Annotated in this window: 24 protein-coding genes and 1 pseudogene; all 25 read right to left on the bottom strand. The window is 43.1% G+C overall.

Features of this window, described 5'->3' with window-relative positions; translation table 11 throughout:
* Positions 1 to 9: 9 nt before the first annotated feature.
* Positions 10 to 447: a 50S ribosomal protein L13 gene (gene rplM / locus JOC74_RS22525; protein ID WP_211086329.1), complete on the bottom strand. Its 438-nt coding sequence runs from the start codon at positions 445 to 447 to the stop codon at positions 10 to 12.
* A gap of 171 nt (positions 448 to 618) precedes the next feature.
* The gene (truA, locus tag JOC74_RS22520; protein ID WP_053605202.1) at positions 619 to 1,362 is read right to left on the bottom strand and encodes a tRNA pseudouridine(38-40) synthase TruA; all 744 of its coding nucleotides are present in this window, start codon (positions 1,360 to 1,362) and stop codon (positions 619 to 621) included.
* Positions 1,363 to 1,371: 9 nt separating this feature from the next.
* A complete protein-coding gene (locus JOC74_RS22515; RefSeq protein ID WP_053605201.1) occupies positions 1,372 to 2,169 on the bottom strand; it encodes an energy-coupling factor transporter transmembrane component T family protein in 798 nt (265 codons plus the stop codon).
* Positions 2,166 to 3,035, bottom strand: coding sequence for an energy-coupling factor ABC transporter ATP-binding protein (locus JOC74_RS22510; RefSeq protein ID WP_053605200.1), 870 nt, complete (start codon positions 3,033 to 3,035; stop codon positions 2,166 to 2,168). Before JOC74_RS22510 ends, JOC74_RS22515 begins: the two co-directional genes overlap by 4 nt.
* Complete coding sequence (locus JOC74_RS22505) at positions 3,011 to 3,856, bottom strand: energy-coupling factor ABC transporter ATP-binding protein (protein ID WP_053605199.1); 846 nt, start codon at positions 3,854 to 3,856, stop codon at positions 3,011 to 3,013. Before JOC74_RS22505 ends, JOC74_RS22510 begins: the two co-directional genes overlap by 25 nt.
* Positions 3,857 to 3,961: 105 nt before the next feature.
* Positions 3,962 to 4,324, bottom strand: coding sequence for a 50S ribosomal protein L17 (gene rplQ, locus JOC74_RS22500; RefSeq protein ID WP_053605198.1), 363 nt, complete (start codon positions 4,322 to 4,324; stop codon positions 3,962 to 3,964).
* Positions 4,325 to 4,391: 67 nt separating this feature from the next.
* Positions 4,392 to 5,162 (bottom strand): annotated as a pseudogene (locus tag JOC74_RS22495) (DNA-directed RNA polymerase subunit alpha); the annotation flags it as partial.
* A gap of 201 nt (positions 5,163 to 5,363) precedes the next feature.
* The gene (gene rpsK / locus JOC74_RS22490; protein ID WP_053605197.1) at positions 5,364 to 5,759 is read right to left on the bottom strand and encodes a 30S ribosomal protein S11; all 396 of its coding nucleotides are present in this window, start codon (positions 5,757 to 5,759) and stop codon (positions 5,364 to 5,366) included.
* Positions 5,760 to 5,779: 20 nt separating this feature from the next.
* Positions 5,780 to 6,145, bottom strand: coding sequence for a 30S ribosomal protein S13 (gene rpsM / locus JOC74_RS22485; protein WP_053605196.1), 366 nt, complete (start codon positions 6,143 to 6,145; stop codon positions 5,780 to 5,782).
* Positions 6,146 to 6,166: 21 nt separating this feature from the next.
* A complete protein-coding gene (rpmJ, locus tag JOC74_RS22480) occupies positions 6,167 to 6,280 on the bottom strand; it encodes a 50S ribosomal protein L36 (protein ID WP_003156543.1) in 114 nt (37 codons plus the stop codon).
* 33 nt (positions 6,281 to 6,313) lie between these two features.
* Positions 6,314 to 6,532 (bottom strand): translation initiation factor IF-1, encoded by a 219-nt coding sequence (gene infA, locus JOC74_RS22475; protein WP_053605195.1) that lies wholly within the window; start codon positions 6,530 to 6,532, stop codon positions 6,314 to 6,316.
* Positions 6,533 to 6,815: 283 nt separating this feature from the next.
* Entirely contained in the window at positions 6,816 to 7,562 is a 747-nt protein-coding gene (gene map / locus JOC74_RS22470) for a type I methionyl aminopeptidase (protein WP_053605194.1), read from the bottom strand.
* Positions 7,559 to 8,212: an adenylate kinase gene (locus tag JOC74_RS22465; RefSeq protein WP_053605193.1), complete on the bottom strand. Its 654-nt coding sequence runs from the start codon at positions 8,210 to 8,212 to the stop codon at positions 7,559 to 7,561. Before JOC74_RS22465 ends, map begins: the two co-directional genes overlap by 4 nt.
* Before the next feature lie 54 nt (positions 8,213 to 8,266).
* Positions 8,267 to 9,562, bottom strand: coding sequence for a preprotein translocase subunit SecY (gene secY, locus JOC74_RS22460; protein WP_053605192.1), 1,296 nt, complete (start codon positions 9,560 to 9,562; stop codon positions 8,267 to 8,269).
* A 1-nt stretch (position 9,563) separates the two neighbouring features.
* The gene (gene rplO, locus JOC74_RS22455; protein WP_053605191.1) at positions 9,564 to 10,004 is read right to left on the bottom strand and encodes a 50S ribosomal protein L15; all 441 of its coding nucleotides are present in this window, start codon (positions 10,002 to 10,004) and stop codon (positions 9,564 to 9,566) included.
* Positions 10,005 to 10,033: 29 nt separating this feature from the next.
* On the bottom strand, positions 10,034 to 10,216 hold the full coding sequence (gene rpmD, locus JOC74_RS22450; protein WP_053605190.1) for a 50S ribosomal protein L30: 183 nt from the start codon (positions 10,214 to 10,216) through the stop codon (positions 10,034 to 10,036).
* Between the two features lie 13 nt (positions 10,217 to 10,229).
* The gene (rpsE, locus tag JOC74_RS22445) at positions 10,230 to 10,733 is read right to left on the bottom strand and encodes a 30S ribosomal protein S5 (RefSeq protein ID WP_053605189.1); all 504 of its coding nucleotides are present in this window, start codon (positions 10,731 to 10,733) and stop codon (positions 10,230 to 10,232) included.
* A gap of 25 nt (positions 10,734 to 10,758) precedes the next feature.
* Positions 10,759 to 11,121 (bottom strand): 50S ribosomal protein L18, encoded by a 363-nt coding sequence (gene rplR, locus JOC74_RS22440; protein WP_053605188.1) that lies wholly within the window; start codon positions 11,119 to 11,121, stop codon positions 10,759 to 10,761.
* Between the two features lie 32 nt (positions 11,122 to 11,153).
* The gene (gene rplF / locus JOC74_RS22435; RefSeq protein ID WP_053605187.1) at positions 11,154 to 11,690 is read right to left on the bottom strand and encodes a 50S ribosomal protein L6; all 537 of its coding nucleotides are present in this window, start codon (positions 11,688 to 11,690) and stop codon (positions 11,154 to 11,156) included.
* A gap of 29 nt (positions 11,691 to 11,719) precedes the next feature.
* Complete coding sequence (gene rpsH / locus JOC74_RS22430) at positions 11,720 to 12,118, bottom strand: 30S ribosomal protein S8 (RefSeq protein ID WP_053605186.1); 399 nt, start codon at positions 12,116 to 12,118, stop codon at positions 11,720 to 11,722.
* A 31-nt stretch (positions 12,119 to 12,149) separates the two neighbouring features.
* Positions 12,150 to 12,335, bottom strand: a complete 186-nt coding sequence (gene rpsN, locus JOC74_RS22425) for a 30S ribosomal protein S14 (protein WP_053605185.1) — start codon at positions 12,333 to 12,335, stop codon at positions 12,150 to 12,152.
* A gap of 21 nt (positions 12,336 to 12,356) precedes the next feature.
* The gene (gene rplE, locus JOC74_RS22420; protein ID WP_053605184.1) at positions 12,357 to 12,896 is read right to left on the bottom strand and encodes a 50S ribosomal protein L5; all 540 of its coding nucleotides are present in this window, start codon (positions 12,894 to 12,896) and stop codon (positions 12,357 to 12,359) included.
* Positions 12,897 to 12,921: 25 nt separating this feature from the next.
* The gene (rplX, locus tag JOC74_RS22415) at positions 12,922 to 13,233 is read right to left on the bottom strand and encodes a 50S ribosomal protein L24 (RefSeq protein WP_053605183.1); all 312 of its coding nucleotides are present in this window, start codon (positions 13,231 to 13,233) and stop codon (positions 12,922 to 12,924) included.
* A 35-nt stretch (positions 13,234 to 13,268) separates the two neighbouring features.
* The gene (gene rplN, locus JOC74_RS22410; protein WP_053605182.1) at positions 13,269 to 13,637 is read right to left on the bottom strand and encodes a 50S ribosomal protein L14; all 369 of its coding nucleotides are present in this window, start codon (positions 13,635 to 13,637) and stop codon (positions 13,269 to 13,271) included.
* 37 nt (positions 13,638 to 13,674) lie between these two features.
* Positions 13,675 to 13,938 (bottom strand): 30S ribosomal protein S17, encoded by a 264-nt coding sequence (gene rpsQ, locus JOC74_RS22405; protein ID WP_053605181.1) that lies wholly within the window; start codon positions 13,936 to 13,938, stop codon positions 13,675 to 13,677.
* Positions 13,939 to 13,946 lie beyond the last annotated feature (8 nt).

Below are 13,946 nucleotides of genomic sequence, written 5' to 3'. Positions count from 1 at the left end.
CTCCCTTAATTATCCTCGAAGCTCGTAAACTTCTGGTTGTTGTGCCTGATGCGGATGCTCAGCGCCACGATATACATTTAATTTCTTGAACATTTGGCGGCCTAAAGAGTTTTTAGGAAGCATGCCTTTGATCGCTAGTTCAAGCATTTTTTCTGGATAGTTTGTACGCATCTCAAGAGCAGTTCTTGATTTTAACCCACCTGGATGTTGAGTATGGCGGTAATAGATTTTGTCTGATAGTTTTTTACCAGTCAATTCGATTTTTTCAGCGTTGATGATGATCACATGATCTCCTGTATCAACGTTTGGTGTATAAGTCGGCTTATGCTTGCCGCGCAAAATTGAAGCAACTTCAGTAGACAGACGACCAAGCGTCTTATCAGCTGCGTCAACAACATACCATTTACGTTCAACTGTACTTGCTTTTGCCATTGGTGTTGTACGCATTATATTTCCCTCCTGGTTCATTTCCATATGTTAAAGTTTCAATAAACAAATTGCTACGTTCTATTTCAAAACACGAATAAGTTTCCGGGGCTTATTTGTGGGGTTGAAATACATACCATATGATATCTTATAACTTTCTAGTCCTGATGTCAAGCTAATGTTACACCTGGATTAGTTGTCATAATTCACTTGCCATAAATAGAGGCCGTGAGCAGGTGCTTTTTTTCCTGCAGCCTGCCGGTTTTTAGCCTCTATGATATCCGTAATGTGATCCAGCGATATTTTGCCTGAGCCAACAGCAAGGAGCGTTCCGACAATAATCCGGACCATATTATATAAAAAGCCATTCCCAACAATGATCATCTGCAGGCCTTCATCGGTTTTCTCCCATTCCAGCTTATAAATGGTTCGCACTTTGTTTTCTTTACCGCTTTTAGGAGAACAAAAGCTGGTGAAATCATGGGTACCGACAAGGAGGTTTCCTGCCTCCTGCATCGCTTTCAGCTCAAATGGATATGGATAATGATAGCTATACAGGCGACGAAAGACGTCAGGATGCTTGCTTGTATCGATAAAATAGCGGTATTCCTTCCAACTCGTCCCGTATCTGGCATGAAAGCTTTCATCCACCGTCTCCGCTTGTCTGACAACGATATCAGGCGGCAGCAATGAATTTAAGGCATAAGGCCATTTGTGATCAGGGATCGAAAGCGGAGAATCGAAATGAACACACTGGCCGACTGCATGGACACCGCTGTCTGTTCTCCCTGATGAAATGACACTGATTTTCTCTTTCGATTTATGAAGCACTTTCAATGCTTTTTCAAGCTCTTCTTGCACCGTTCGTTGGTTCGGTTGGACCTGAAATCCGTAAAACCGACTTCCGTCATAGGATAAAATTAATTTTATTCTCATACAGATCACCTAAGTTCGCAAAACAAATAATACGACAGCCAGAATGCATAGGCAAAACAGGGCTGCTGTATCCTTCAAGCCCCAGACAAGCTGCCGGTATTTCGTTCTCCCTTCGCCTCCTTGATAACCTCTTGCTTCCATCGCAGTAGCAAGATCCTCAGCGCGTTTAAAGGCACTGACAAATAAAGGGACTAAAAGAGGAACAATGGCTTGAATCCGGTCTTTTATCGGACCGCTTGTGAAGTCTGCACCTCTTGCCATTTGCGCCTTCATTATTTTATCTGTTTCCTCTAAGAGGGTCGGAATGAAGCGCAAAGAAATCGACATCATCAATGCGAGCTCATGAACAGGCAGCTTGATTTTTTTCAAGGGACCCAGAAGGCTTTCAATGCCATCTGTCAATTCAATGGGAGTCGTCGTCAAAGTTAGAAGGGTTGTAATCATAATAAGATAAACGAACCGCAACGAAATAAAGACCCCTTGAACCAAGCCTCCCTGGTGAATATTAAGAAAACCAAGATCTAAAAGAACCGGGCCTTCTTTTGTCATCAATATATGAAGCAAAAACGTAAATAAAATAATAATTAGAACTGGTTTTAACCCATTAAGCAAAAAACGCCACGGCAGCCTTGTCAGAAGCACCGTAAAAAGTGTAAATAGGCCGAGTATCACATAAGTAAGGAAGTTATTGGCTAGAAATACGATAAAGACAAAGAAAAAGATCGATAATAGCTTTGATCTCGAGTCAAGCCTGTGAACAATCGATGAGCCGGGTACATATTTACCAATAATGACGCTATCTATCATAAGGCATTCTCCTTCTGCAGGAGTGCGAGGATTTCGTCAGCCGTTTCTTCGATTGACAAAGCCGGCAAGGAAAAAGATTTTCCCAGCTTTTGCTGAAGCAGGCTCTGAAACTTTATTGTTTCAGGCATGTCCAACCCGAGTGAGGATATATCCGTTTCTTTTGAAAAGAGTTCACGCGGGGTTCCTTTAGCTTTCACCGTACCTTTGTTCATAACGATCATTTCATCTGCATATCGTGCGGCATCCTCCATGCTGTGTGTGACAAGAATCGTCGTCACGCCGCTTTTTTGATGAAGGTCATAGAACATGTCCATAATTTCCTGCCTTCCTCTTGGATCAAGCCCTGCCGTCGGCTCATCGAGAACGAGGACTTCCGGCTCCATTGCCAGCACTCCCGCAATCGCGACCCTGCGCTTTTGACCGCCGCTTAATTCGAAAGGAGATCGTTCCAGAACGTCTTCAGGTAAATGGACCATGTGAAGCAGCTCTTTCGCTTTTTCTTCGGCTTTCTGTTTACTGACTCCGAAATTCATTGGCCCGAATATGATATCCTTCAACACGGTTTCCTCAAATAGCTGATACTCGGGAAATTGAAACACGATTCCTACCTTTTTTCGCAAGCTTTTTAAATCCTTATTCTTTTTTCCTGCTTCTAATACTGTGCCGCCCAATGTAACGCTCCCTTTTGTCGGCTTTAAAAGGCCATTCAAATGCTGAAGCAGGGTGGATTTCCCTGATCCCGTATGGCCGATTACTGCGACGTAGCTTCCTTCATTGATCTCGGCGTTGACGTCAAAAAGAGCAAGCCTTTCAAAGGGAGTCTTCATCTGGTATCTGTGCTCTAAATCTTTGATTGTAATGTCCAAAGCTCATCCACCAGCCCTTCATGCGTCAAATGATCTTTCGTAAGCGGCACTCCCTTTTCTTTTAACAGCCTGCTCAAACGAAATGAAAAAGGCAAATCGAGACCAATTTCGACAAGCTGGTCATCCATTTTAAAGATATCATCAGGGGTGCCTTCCGCATATTTTTTTCCGTCATTCATGACGATGATTTGGTCAGCCTTGGCTGCTTCGTTCAAATCATGGGTAATCGAAATGACGGTAACCATGCTTTTGTCTTTTAACTGCCTGACTGTTTCCAAGACTTCTTCTCTTCCGCGCGGATCCAGCATAGACGTTGCTTCGTCTAAAATGATCAGATCGGGCCGGGCGGCAAGAACTCCCGCAATCGCTACCCTTTGCTTCTGCCCGCCGGATAGATGGTGCGGCTCTTGATCAAGAAAGTCTTGCATATTTACCTGTTTGGTCGCCCAATCAACTCGTTCGATCATATCCTCGCGGGGTACACCGTTATTTTCTAAACCAAAAGCCACATCATCACGTACGGTGCTGCCGACGAACTGATTATCAGGGTTTTGGAAGACCATGCCGATCTTCTTTCGAATGGCCCATATTGAGTCTTTTGTAAGCTGCAGGCCATCAACGATAACTTCCCCCTCATCCGGAAGAATCAATCCATTTAAGACGCGGGCAAGCGTTGATTTTCCAGAGCCGTTATGTCCTACGATCGCCAGCCATTTCCCGCGCTCCACTTGAAATGAAACGTTATCTAAAGCCGGCTTGGCCGAATTCTCTTGATAACGGAATGTAATGTTATTGGCAGTGATCAGCGTCTTATCGTCCATAGCCCGGCACCCTTTCCTTCTCCAACGTAAAAAAGCTAAAAAAAAGGGCATAGATTCAGTTTATCAACTGCCACGCCCTTCTTTTTAATCGCACACGATATTTGATTAAACGAGTTCGATGATAGCCATCGGAGCTCCGTCACCACGGCGCGGTCCAAGCTTCATAATGCGAGTGTATCCGCCTTGGCGCTCCTCGTAGCGAGTCGCAACATCAGAGAATAGCTTTTGAAGAGCATCTTGGTTGTTCTCTTCATTAGCAACCTCATTGCGTATATATGCAGCTGCTAAACGACGGGCATGCAAATCTCCGCGTTTACCAAGCGTGATCATTTTTTCAACTACTGAGCGAAGTTCTTTCGCACGTGCTTCAGTTGTTTCGATGCGCTCGTTAATGATTAAATCAGTCGTTAAATCACGAAGCATCGCTTTACGCTGAGCACTTGTACGTCCTAGTTTTCTATATGACATGTGGATTCCCTCCTTTAAACGAAATTCCTTTCTTACACAAGAAAATGCTAGTTCACATGGTAACTAGTCAATCATCCTTGCGAAGGCCAAGCCCAAGCTCTTCCAGCTTCGCTTTTACTTCTTCTAGCGATTTGCGTCCAAGGTTGCGAACCTTCATCATATCTTCTTCTGTTTTGTTCGCGAGCTCTTGAACGGTATTAATGCCAGCGCGCTTTAGGCAGTTGTAAGAACGAACAGAAAGATCAAGCTCTTCAATCGTCATTTCAAGAACTTTTTCTTTTTGGTCTTCTTCTTTTTCCACCATAATTTCCGCGTGCTGAGCTTCGTCAGTTAAACCGACAAAAATATTTAAGTGCTCTGTTAAAATCTTTGAGCCTAGTGCTATGGCTTCTTTTGGTCCAGTACTTCCATCTGTCCAAACATCGAGTGTAAGTTTATCGTAGTTTGCAATTTGGCCTACACGAGTGTTTTCGACCTGATAAGAAACGCGGGATACCGGAGTGAAAATAGAATCAATCGGGATAACGCCAATCGGCTGGTCATCTCGCTTGTTTGCATCAGCACGAGTATATCCACGACCTCTTTGAGCAGTCAAACGAACTCGAAAACTCGCATTCTCTCCCAAAGTAGCGATTTGAAGATCCGGATTTAGAATCTCTACATCACTGTCATGCGTAATATCGGCGGCTGTAACAATACCTTCACCCTGCACATCAATTTCAAGTGTCTTCTCCTCTTCGGAGTAGATTTTGAGTGCGAGTTTCTTAATGTTTAAGATGATCGATGTAACATCTTCAACAACGCCTTCGATTGTTGAGAATTCGTGCAGAACACCGTTTCGATTTTTGGTTTTTCAATTTCAATCATCACATAAAACCCTCCTTCAAAACGTCGAAACCCCGGAAAGAATCAAGAGATTCTAACCGAAATTCCCCAATGTTCAGTCCCGTATGTGCTAGGAAACGAAACGCTGATTCGTTTCATAAATAACTGTATCATAACCCATTATTGACAGGGACACAAAATCTATACAAACAATTTATACACGGCGACGTTTTGGCGGACGGCATCCGTTATGAGGAACTGGTGTTACGTCTCTGATTGCAGTAACTTCTAGTCCGGCAGCTTGAAGGGCGCGAATTGCAGCTTCACGGCCTGAACCAGGACCTTTAACAGTAACTTCCAACGTTTTCAATCCATGCTCAATTGATGCTTTTGCAGCAGTTTCTGCAGCCATTTGAGCAGCGTATGGAGTCGATTTACGAGAACCTTTGAATCCTAGGCTTCCGGCACTAGACCAAGAAACAGAATTACCTTGTGTATCCGTAATCGTTACAATTGTGTTATTGAACGTTGAACGGATATGAGCGATACCAGCTTCAATATTCTTTTTTACACGGCGTTTACGTGTATTTGTTTTACGAGCAGCAGCCATTCTAAATTACCTCCCTTACGTTATTTTTTCTTGTTAGCTACAGTACGACGCGGACCTTTGCGGGTACGTGCGTTGTTTTTTGTGTTTTGTCCGCGAACAGGCAAGCCACGGCGATGACGAATTCCTCGGTAGCTTCCGATTTCAATCAGACGTTTAATGTTAAGAGATACTTCACGGCGAAGGTCACCCTCAACTTTTAATTTGTCAATGCTGTCACGGATTTTTCCTAGTTCTTCCTCGGTCAAATCACGGACGCGTGTATCTTCAGATACTCCCGCTTCTTTAAGAACCTTGCTTGCAGTTGAGCTTCCGATTCCAAAAATATAAGTCAAAGAAACAACGATACGCTTGTCGCGCGGGATATCTATTCCAGCAATACGAGCCATGCTTTTGGCACCTCCTTAAATTTATCCTTGTTTTTGTTTATGTTTTGGGTTTTCACAGATCACCATTACTTTGCCTTTTCTGCGAATAACTTTACATTTTTCACAGATCGGTTTAACAGATGGTCTCACTTTCATGTGTTTCCAACCTCCTTCAGTGTCCGGAGTGCTTTATTTGTAACGGTACGTAATTCTGCCACGGGTTAAGTCATATGGAGATAATTCTACCGTAACTTTGTCTCCAGGTAAAATGCGAATGAAGTGCATGCGAATTTTACCAGATACATGAGCCAAAACAGAATGACCATTCTCAAGTTCAACTTTAAACATCGCATTTGGCAGAGTTTCTATAACAGTGCCTTCCACTTCAATTACATCGTCTTTCGCCATTCAAGTGTCTCCCTTCTTCAAATCAGTAACTTGCTTTCTGACAAATCCAATTTGTCACATGCCCTGTTTCGTATATACTGTTCTGAACTTCCGGAGATACGCGGGTCGTAAAGGTTACATGATTGATATTTCTTCTTAGGAGAATGAGATTTACGTCTCTCCGTTTGTAATTAGGATACGTGAATCATCATATATGCCTGCCTACAACAACATCCTGCTTTTCTTACAGATTGAGTCAGGTTAAACCTCTCATCAAGCGAAGTTTTGCTTTCATTCGACTCCACTAGGCTTTTGTCAGTATATCAAAACCCGAGTCAGTAATCGCGATTGTGTGCTCAAAGTGAGCGCAACGCTTTCCATCTACCGTAATGACCGTCCAGTTATCAGCCAGCGTTTTTACATACCGGCTGCCGGCGTTCACCATTGGCTCAACGGCAAGTACCATACCCGGCTTTAATCGCGGTCCTTTGCCAGGAGGGCCATAGTGGGGAATTTGCGGATCTTCATGCAATTCCTGACCTACTCCGTGACCGACATATTCTCTGACGATGGAAAATCCTTCTCCCTCCGCATAGCTTTGTATCGCATGGGAAAGATCAGATAAACGGTTGCCCGGTTTCGCTTCCTGTAAGCCTCTATATAAAGATTCCTCTGTTACATCCAAAAGATTTTGATCTTCTTCTGAGATCGTTCCAACTGGATATGTCCAAGCAGAGTCACCGTGATATCCATTGTATTTAGCGCCAATGTCAATACTGACAATATCACCATCATGAAGCACACGGCTTCCTGGAATGCCATGTACCAATTCTTCATTTACCGAAATGCAAATGCTGCCAGGAAATCCGTTATAACCTTTAAAAGATGGGATTGCCTCATGCTGCCTAATGAAACGATCTGCAATCTGGTCTAACCTTTTCGTTGTTACACCCGGCTTAATATGCTGCTTTAATTCCTGATGTGTTAACGCAACGATTTGACCGGCCCTTCGCATAATTTCCAATTCGCGGGGCGTTTTACAGATAATCATTTGTTTAAGCTCCCAAGCAAATCCTTGATATCTCCATATACTTCATTGATGTTCTTTTGGCCGTCAATATCGACGAGATAGCCTTTATCAGAATAAAACTCAAGCAGCGGCTTTGTCTGCTTTACATTGACTTCCAACCTGTTGGAAACCGTTTTTTCGTTATCATCTTCCCGTTGATAAAGTTCTCCACCGCACTTATCGCATACCCCTTCTTTTGAAGGAGGATTAAAAACCAAATGATAAGTGGCGCCGCAATTCTTGCAAATCCTGCGGCCTGTCAGCCGTTCCATCAATATATCTTTATCAACGTTGATGTTTATCACATAATCAATTGACTTATCTTGCTTAGCTAAAATGTCTTCAAGAGCACCTGCCTGAGCGACGGTCCTTGGAAATCCGTCTAACAGGAATCCATTGCTGCAATCATTCTTTCCAAGTCTCTCTTCGACGATACCTATTGTCACCTCATCGGGGACAAGTTCACCTTTATCTATAAAGGACTTCGCTTTGAGACCCAGAGCTGTTTCTTCTTTCATCGCAGCACGAAACATGTCGCCAGTCGAGATGTGAGGGATGCCGTAATCTTCTACAATTCGTTCAGCCTGGGTGCCTTTACCGGCTCCCGGCAGCCCCATTAAGACTAAGTTCATTTCCGTTTCCCCACACTTTCTCTTGTTTTAGAGGAATGGGATGCCCCATCGCCTCTAGCCTTTCATAAATCCGCGATAATTCCTTTTAACAAGCTGACTTTCAAGCTGTTTCATCGTCTCAAGGGCAACTCCCACGACGATTAGCAAGCTTGTTCCGCCAATCTGTGCATTTTGGGGCAGACCGGCAACTTGGATGAAGATAATAGGAAGAATCGAAATTACTGACAGGAATATCGCACCAACAAACGTAAGTCGATACAATATACTCGTTATTTTCTCCTGCGTCATCTTCCCAGGTCGAACCCCTGGTATATAACCGCCTTGTTTCTGCAGATTCTCAGCCATCTGCTCTGGATTAACCTGAACAAACGCATAAAAATAAGTGAAAGCAATAATCAAGGCTACGTAAATAATCATTCCGACAGGCTGTGAGTAATTAAACGTATTTTGAATCCAGTCTGTTACAGCATTTGAGCCGAAGAAACCGGCAATTAGAGGCGGTGTATAGATAAATGACACAGCAAAAATAACCGGGATTACCCCCGCAGGATTCACCTTAAGCGGAAGATGGGTAGACTGTCCTCCAGCTTGAGGCGTGCGGCCAGACCCTTTTGCGTACTGAATGGCGATTTTCCTCACTGCCTGTTGAATAAAAATAACTCCAACAATAACAGCTAACACAGCAAGCACGATGAGGATTGATGTTAAAATTCGCATAAACAGCTGATCCCCAACATCAGTAAACTGTTGAGCGTAAATCTGATTCAACGTCTGCGGGATTCCTGCAACGAGGCCCGCAAAGATAATGATTGAGATTCCGTTCCCAACGCCGTGTGAAGTGATTTGTTCACCTAACCACATTAAAAAAGCAGTTCCGGCTGTGAGTACGACAGCAATAACCAAATACGTACCAATGCCCGGATTCTGAATTAACATGCCACCGGCCATACTATTAAACCCGTATGACATGCCCAATGCTTGGATAAATCCGAGGACGATAGTAAAGTACCTTGTAAACTGAGCTAATTTACGGCGGCCAACCTCACCTTGCTTAGACCATTCGGTAAACTTCGGAACAACATCCATTTGCAAGAGCTGAATGATGATCGAAGCTGTAATATAGGGCATGATCCCCATTGCCAAAATGGAAAAATTGAAGAGAGCACCGCCGCCAAACGTATTGAGAATACCAAATACGCTCATCTGATCCTGCTGCTGCAGAACATCTGCATTAACATTCGGAACCGGTATAAACGCACCGATTCGAAAGATGATTAGCATTAAAAGGGTGAAAATGATTTTGTTCCGGATATCACGCACACGCATAAAGTTGGAGATTGTCTTAAACAAGTTAGATCACCTCAGCTGTACCGCCAGCAGCCTCAATTGCTTCTTTAGCAGAAGAGGAGAATTTATTGGCTTTTACAGTTAATTTTTTCTCTAATTTACCGTTGCCAAGAATCTTTATTCCTGATCTTAATTTGCTTACTGTACCAGTTTCTAAAAGAAGTTCAGGAGTAACTTCTGTTCCTTCTGCAAAGCTGTTCAGTTTTTCAAGGTTAACTACAGCGTAATCCTTGCGGTTAATGTTTGTAAATCCACGCTTAGGAAGACGCTGGAACAAAGGCATTTGCCCACCTTCAAAACCCGGACGTACGCCGCCGCCTGAACGAGCGTTTTGACCTTTATGACCTTTACCTGATGTCTTACCATTGCCAGAGCCGATTCCGCGTCCAACACGATTACGTGTTTTACGAGAGCCTTCTGATGGTTTTAATTCATGAAGTTTCATCGTGACACCTCCTTAGCTTGAAAAGTTAATTATTGTTCTTTTACAGAAACTAAATGTGATACTTTATTAATCATACCGCGAATCGCCGCGTTATCTTCGTGAACAACCGTTTGGTTTGTTTTCTTTAAACCAAGCGTTCTAACTGTTACACGTTGATCTTCAGGACGGCCGATTACACTGCGAGTGAGGGTAATTTCTAATTTGTTAGCCATAATCGTTCCCTCCTTATCCTAACAGTTCTTCAACTGATTTTCCACGTAGCTTTGCAACTTCTTCTGCACGCTTAAGTGAGCTTAAGCCTTGAATAGTTGCGCGGATCATGTTGATCGGTGTATTTGAACCAAGAGATTTAGAAAGAATATCAGCTACTCCAGCAAGTTCAAGTACGGCACGAACCGGTCCTCCGGCAATAACACCAGTACCTTCTGAAGCAGGCTTAAGCAGAATGTTTCCTGCGCCAAAACGTCCAATGACTTCATGTGGAATAGTGCTTCCGACTGTAGGCACTTCAATTAAATTCTTTTTCGCGTCTTCTACTGCTTTGCGGATCGCTTCAGGTACTTCTTGTGCTTTACCTGTTCCAAATCCGACATGGCCGTTTTTGTCACCAACAACGACTAGAGCAGCAAAACGGAAACGACGACCACCTTTAACAACTTTCGCAACACGGTTAACGGTTACTAAGCGCTCTTCTAACTCTAATTTGTTTGGATCTATTAGTTTACTCATTTTTTATGTGTCCCTCCTTTTTTCCTTAAAATTCAAGACCTGCTTCACGAGCAGCGTCAGCAAGGGCTTTGATACGTCCGTGATACAAATAACCCCCACGGTCAAATACAACATTCGCAATGCCTTTTTCAGCTGCGCGTTTTGCAACGAGCTCGCCTACTTTAGCAGCAGCAGAGACATCTCCGCCGTTGTCAGCGTTCAATTCTTTATCCAAAGTAGAAGCACTCGCCAATGTAACTCCGTTTACATCATCGATCACTTGTGCGTAAATGTTTTTGTTAGAGCGGAAAACATTCAGACGCGGTCTTTCAGCCGTTCCTGAGATCTTTGAGCGAACACGAGCGTGTCTTTTTAGACGAGTAGCGTTTTTGCTTGCTTTTGTAATCATTAGGGTCACTCCTTTCTTCACTTTAAGCGGTGTTACTTAGCAGATTTACCTTCTTTGCGGCGAACCATTTCACCCTCATAGCGAATTCCTTTGCCTTTGTATGGCTCAGGGGAGCGGACGGCGCGAATGTTAGAAGCAGTGGCACCTACACGTTCTTTGTCCGTTCCTTTTACTACGATTTTTGTTTGTGATGGCACTTCAATTTCAATACCTTGTTCAGGGACGATTTCAACCGGATGAGAGTATCCAACGCTTAAAACAAGCTTATTGCCTGATTTAGAAGCACGGTAACCGACACCGACTAATTCTAATCCTTTTTCAAAGCCTTTATTCACACCTTCTACCATGTTGCCGAGCAAGCTTCTTGTTGTACCATGAAGAGCACGGTGTTCTTTGTGGTCAGAAGGACGGTTTACAGTTAGTACATTGTCCTCGATCTTAATTTCAATATCAGGGTGAAACGTACGGGTTAATTCTCCTTTAGGACCTTTCACAGTTACAGTGTTGTTATTGTTCGTTACTGTAACACCTGAAGGGATCTCAAGCAGCTTTCTTCCTACACGAGACATATTTTACACCTCCATCCTTATTATACTTATTACCAAACGTAAGCTAGTACTTCTCCGCCGGCTTGTTTCGCACGGGCTTCTTTATCAGTCAAAACTCCTTGAGAAGTTGAGATGATAGCAATCCCTAAACCGTTCAAAACGCGAGGAACTTCGGTTGATTTTGCATAAACACGAAGACCAGGCTTACTGATTCTTTTTAAGCCAGTGATAACTCGTTCGTTGTTTTGGCCGTATTTCAAGAAAACACGGATGATTCCTTGCTTGCTGTCTTCAACGAATTCGACGTCACGGACGAAACCTTCACGTTTTAAGATTTCAGCAATTTCTCTTTTAAGTTTAGAAGCAGGGATTTCAAGCTTCTCATGACGTACCATGTTCGCGTTGCGAATACGAGTCAGCATATCTGCAATCGGATCTGTCATAACCATTATTAATTAACCTCCTTCCCGTTTACGGGGATTACCAGCTGGCTTTTTTAACGCCAGGAATTTGTCCTTTATATGCAAGTTCACGGAAACAAATACGGCAAAGTTTAAACTTACGAATAACGGAATGTGGTCGACCGCAGCGTTCGCAGCGAGTATATTCCTGAACTTTAAACTTAGGCTCTCGTTTTTGTTTCGCAATCATAGACTTTTTAGCCATGATTTCGCCTCCCTTTCCTATTTATTTCTGGAACGGCATACCTACTTGAGTCAATAGTTCACGAGCTTCTTCGTCTGTATTTGCAGTCGTAACAATAACGATATCCATACCGCGAACCTTAGTTACTTTATCGTAATCAATTTCAGGGAAAATCAACTGTTCTTTAATGCCCAATGTGTAGTTTCCGCGACCGTCAAATGATTTTTTAGAGACTCCGCGGAAATCACGTACGCGTGGTAAAGAAACAGCAATAAGTTTATCAAGGAAATCATACATGCGCTCTCCGCGTAGAGTTACTTTCGCTCCGATCGGCATTCCTTCACGAAGACGGAATCCAGCGATTGACTTCTTCGCACGAGTAACAACAGGTTTTTGACCAGCGATAAACGTAAGCTCTTCAACTGCTGTGTCGATTGCTTTCGCGTTTTGTACAGCATCGCCAATACCCATATTAATTACAATTTTTTCGATTTTCGGCACTTGCATGACAGAATCATAATTGAACTTTGTCATTAATCCAGGTGTAATTTCTTTTTTGTACTTTTCTTTAAGGCGGTTCATGAGATAGACCTCCCTTCCTTTATTACTATTTATCTAGAACTTGGCCCGATTTTTTAGCAACACGGACTTTCTTTCCGTCTTCCGTTTTATAACCAACACGTGTGCCTTTCCCTGATTTCGGATCAATCGGCATAACGTTGGACACATGGATAGGTGCTTCTTGGTTTAAGATTCCACCTTGTGGATTTGCTTGTGTCGGTTTTGAGTGCTTTTTAACGATATTCACACCTTCAACCAAAACACGCTCTTTCTTTGGAAAAGATGCAAGGATCACTCCTTCTTTGCCCTTGTCTTTACCGGAAATAACCACTACTTTATCGCCTTTTTTAACATGCATTCTGATCGCACCTCCTTAGCAAGGCATTTCATTCATTAAATAACTTCTGGAGCTAGAGAAACAATTTTCATAAAGTTGTTTTCACGCAATTCACGGGCTACTGGTCCGAAAATACGAGTACCACGCGGGCTTTTGTCATCACGAATAATGACACAAGCATTTTCATCAAAAGTGATGTAAGAACCGTCATTGCGGCGTGCACCGCTTTTCGTCCGAACGATAACAGCTTTTACCACATCACCTTTTTTGACAACGCCTCCTGGTGTTGCTTGTTTAACCGTACAAACAATGACATCACCAATATTTGCTGTTTTGCGGCCTGATCCACCCAAAACCTTAATCGTTAAGACTTCACGTGCACCAGAGTTGTCAGCGACTTTTAAACGAGACTCCTGTTGAATCATTTTGCGACCTCCCTTCGGAATAAATCCCGAACTTTAATTAGATAACAATAGCTTCTTCGACAACTTCAACTAAACGAAAACGTTTCGTCGCAGATAACGGACGAGTTTCCATGATTCTTACGATGTCACCGATTTTAGCTTGATTATTTTCATCATGCGCTTTGAATTTTTTAGAGTATTTAACACGCTTGCCGTAAAGCTTATGCTTTTTGTATGTTTCTACAACAACCGTAATGGTTTTATCCATTTTATCAGAAACAACACGGCCTTGATAAACCTTGCGTTGGTTACGTTCACTCATGGTACGAA

It is taken from the genome of Bacillus capparidis, from assembly GCF_017832095.1.
Lineage (GTDB): Bacteria > Bacillota > Bacilli > Bacillales > Bacillaceae > Bacillus > Bacillus gobiensis.
The sequence above is the reverse complement of the archived record's forward strand: the minus strand, read 5'-3'. Positions and strand labels throughout refer to the sequence as shown.

Excerpts from the sequence above, each read along its gene's own strand:
- rpsN (WP_053605185.1), bottom strand. The coding sequence starts at position 12,335 with ATGGCTAAAAAGTCTATGATTGCGAAACAAAAACGAGAGCCTAAGTTT.
- map (WP_053605194.1), bottom strand. The coding sequence starts at position 7,562 with ATGATTATCTGTAAAACGCCCCGCGAATTGGAAATTATGCGAAGGGCC.
- rplO (WP_053605191.1), bottom strand. The coding sequence starts at position 10,004 with ATGAAACTTCATGAATTAAAACCATCAGAAGGCTCTCGTAAAACACGT.
- rpsE (WP_053605189.1), bottom strand. The coding sequence starts at position 10,733 with ATGAGTAAACTAATAGATCCAAACAAATTAGAGTTAGAAGAGCGCTTA.
- rpmD (WP_053605190.1), bottom strand. The coding sequence starts at position 10,216 with ATGGCTAACAAATTAGAAATTACCCTCACTCGCAGTGTAATCGGCCGT.
- rplQ (WP_053605198.1), bottom strand. The coding sequence starts at position 4,324 with ATGTCATATAGAAAACTAGGACGTACAAGTGCTCAGCGTAAAGCGATG.
- rplX (WP_053605183.1), bottom strand. The coding sequence starts at position 13,233 with ATGCATGTTAAAAAAGGCGATAAAGTAGTGGTTATTTCCGGTAAAGAC.
- rplF (WP_053605187.1), bottom strand. The coding sequence starts at position 11,690 with ATGTCTCGTGTAGGAAGAAAGCTGCTTGAGATCCCTTCAGGTGTTACA.
- rpsM (WP_053605196.1), bottom strand. The coding sequence starts at position 6,145 with ATGGCTCGTATTGCTGGAATAGATATCCCGCGCGACAAGCGTATCGTT.
- rpsQ (WP_053605181.1), bottom strand. The coding sequence starts at position 13,938 with ATGAGTGAACGTAACCAACGCAAGGTTTATCAAGGCCGTGTTGTTTCT.
- rpsK (WP_053605197.1), bottom strand. The coding sequence starts at position 5,759 with ATGGCTGCTGCTCGTAAAACAAATACACGTAAACGCCGTGTAAAAAAG.
- rplM (WP_211086329.1), bottom strand. The coding sequence starts at position 447 with ATGCGTACAACACCAATGGCAAAAGCAAGTACAGTTGAACGTAAATGG.
- rplN (WP_053605182.1), bottom strand. The coding sequence starts at position 13,637 with ATGATTCAACAGGAGTCTCGTTTAAAAGTCGCTGACAACTCTGGTGCA.
- JOC74_RS22465 (WP_053605193.1), bottom strand. The coding sequence starts at position 8,212 with ATGAACTTAGTCTTAATGGGGCTGCCGGGAGCCGGTAAAGGCACCCAG.
- truA (WP_053605202.1), bottom strand. The coding sequence starts at position 1,362 with ATGAGAATAAAATTAATTTTATCCTATGACGGAAGTCGGTTTTACGGA.
- rplR (WP_053605188.1), bottom strand. The coding sequence starts at position 11,121 with ATGATTACAAAAGCAAGCAAAAACGCTACTCGTCTAAAAAGACACGCT.
- rplE (WP_053605184.1), bottom strand. The coding sequence starts at position 12,896 with ATGAACCGCCTTAAAGAAAAGTACAAAAAAGAAATTACACCTGGATTA.
- JOC74_RS22515 (WP_053605201.1), bottom strand. The coding sequence starts at position 2,169 with ATGATAGATAGCGTCATTATTGGTAAATATGTACCCGGCTCATCGATT.
- infA (WP_053605195.1), bottom strand. The coding sequence starts at position 6,532 with ATGGCGAAAGACGATGTAATTGAAGTGGAAGGCACTGTTATAGAAACT.
- JOC74_RS22505 (WP_053605199.1), bottom strand. The coding sequence starts at position 3,856 with ATGGACGATAAGACGCTGATCACTGCCAATAACATTACATTCCGTTAT.
- rpsH (WP_053605186.1), bottom strand. The coding sequence starts at position 12,118 with ATGGTTATGACAGATCCGATTGCAGATATGCTGACTCGTATTCGCAAC.
- rpmJ (WP_003156543.1), bottom strand. The coding sequence starts at position 6,280 with ATGAAAGTGAGACCATCTGTTAAACCGATCTGTGAAAAATGTAAAGTT.